The sequence below is a fragment of the Acidovorax delafieldii 2AN genome (assembly GCF_000175235.1).
Classification (GTDB): Bacteria; Pseudomonadota; Gammaproteobacteria; order Burkholderiales; family Burkholderiaceae_C; genus Acidovorax; species Acidovorax delafieldii_B.
Genome location: NZ_ACQT01000410.1, coordinates 1 through 2124, shown reverse-complemented (window position 1 = coordinate 2124; position 2124 = coordinate 1). Strand labels below are relative to the sequence as shown.

Genomic DNA, 2124 nt, shown 5'->3' with positions numbered 1-2124 from the left:
ACCTGCGTGGGCGACCGGCGCAGCGCGGCGGCCACCTCGACACGGTTGCGCCCGTTTTCCTTGGCCAGGTAGAGCGCGCGGTCTGCGGCCGCGACGAGCACGTCCCAGGAATCGCCGGGCTCGAGCTGGCCACCAAACACCCCGATGCTGACCGTCACGCCAATGGCGCCTGCCGGCGACTCCACCGCCTTGCGCAGGTCGCTCGCGAGCAGCAGGGCGCCGGCCACGTCGGTGCCGGGCAGTACCACCAGGAATTCTTCGCCGCCGTAGCGCCCCACCAGGTCCTGCGAACGCACGCGCTCCTGCAGCACCTGGACCACGCGACACAGCACCTGGTCGCCCGCCTGGTGGCCGTACTGGTCGTTGACCCGCTTGAAATGGTCGATATCGACCATGAGCACGGAAATGGGCTCACGGGTGCGCACGGCGCGTGCAACGTCGCGGTCGAGCGCACTGATCAGCGCGCGGCGGTTGGCCGCACCGGTGAGGGCGTCCACCGCCGCCATGACGCGGTTGGCTTCGTCGGCGCGGTCGCGCGCCATGGTCACGAAGCCCAGCGAGCTGAGCAGCACCACGCCGAACGTGGCCATGAACGTCAGCGTCTGCAAGGTGCCCCCCTGCAGCAGGCCGACCTGGGGCACCGGCAGGCTGGCAGCCAGGCTGGCACGCACCAGCAACACGCCCGCCTCGAGGGCCAAACCGGCCATCAGCAGCCACGCGCCGCGCCCCACTGTGGCACGCCGCCGCTCCACCACCGCCCACAGCGCCCACAGCGCCTGCAAGCCGCAGACAAAGCCCACCGCACTGACACGGGCGTGGAAATCGTCCAGATATGCCAGCACAAGCCCCAGCACGACCAGCACCGGCGCCGCCACCAGTGCCCAGCGCGCCCGCCGCCCCTGGAACTGGAAAACGGCCAGAAGCAGGCCCGCGAACACGCACGACAGCAAGGTGTTGGCCACCACGATCGACAGCACGTCCGGGATGCGCCCCCGCAGGGCCAGCATGGCGTGGGCCGCCGCGTTGAGCAGCAGCACCAGGGCCCAGCACGCCAGGCCATCGCGCGGCCGCCCCCAGCCGACCACAGCCACCGCCGCAGACATGGTCAACGACGCGACGATGACCATCGCCAGCATGGTGGGAACATCGGCGGCAAAAGAAACCATGGAACAGGGCAGAAAAAGCGGTAGGCGAAGGCGCTCAGGATAAGCGAAGCGGACCCTGCTGCCCGCGATCTGCCCCGCGCCCCGCCTCCAGCCCCGCCATGGCGGGCCGTTCAGTGCTGCAGGGCGAGCGACCCGTGCTCTGCGTGCTCTGGCCCCGCCGGATCGGCCAACGCCGCAAAGCCCATGGCCGGCAGGGCAGCTTGCCCCGCCCCCTCGACGCCCGACAGCTTGAACACCTGCACCGCCCCGGCCAGCCGCGTGGCCTGGTCGCGCAGGCTCTGGGCGGCGGCGGCTGATTCCTCCACCAACGCGGCGTTCTGCTGGGTCATCTGGTCGAGCTGGTTCACGGCGGTATTGACCTGGCCAATACCGTCCGACTGCTCACTGGACGCGGCCGTGATCTCGCCAATGATGTCGCCCACACGTTTGACCGAGCCCACAATCTCGTCCATGGTGGTGCCAGCGTCCTGCACCAGGCGCGCCCCCGATTCGACCCGCTCGACCGACGCACCGATGAGCTGCTTGATCTCGCGGGCCGCGGCGGCAGATCGGCCGGCCAGTGAACGCACCTCGCCCGCCACCACGGCAAAACCCCGGCCCTGCTCGCCAGCGCGCGCCGCCTCCACCGCTGCGTTCAGGGCGAGGATGTTGGTCTGGAAGGCGATGGAGTCGATCACGCCGATGATGTCGGCGATCTTGCGCGAGCTCTGGTTGATATCGCCCATGGTGGTGACCACCTCGCCCACCACCCGGCCGCCGCGCGCTGCCACTTCGGCCGCCGAGCCGGCGAGCTGGTTGGCCTGGCGCGCCGCATCGGCGGACTGGCGCACGGTGGCCGTGAGCTGCTCCATGCTTTGCGCGGTCTGGGCCAGGCTGCTGGCCGTGGCCTCGGTGCGGGCCGAAAGATCCTGATTGCCGCCGGCAATTTCGGCGCTGGCCGTGGTGATGCTGTCCACCG

General features: G+C 70.3%; 2 protein-coding genes. Both read right to left on the bottom strand.

Annotation, left to right across the window (positions count from 1 at the left end):
* A partial coding sequence (locus ACDELDRAFT_RS21650; protein WP_005800630.1) for a GGDEF domain-containing protein occupies nucleotides 1–1166 on the bottom strand: 1166 nt, incomplete at its 3' end.
* Nucleotides 1167–1276: 110 nt separating this feature from the next.
* On the bottom strand, nucleotides 1277–2124 hold an 848-nt coding region (locus ACDELDRAFT_RS21645; protein ID WP_040330467.1), incomplete at its 5' end, for a methyl-accepting chemotaxis protein.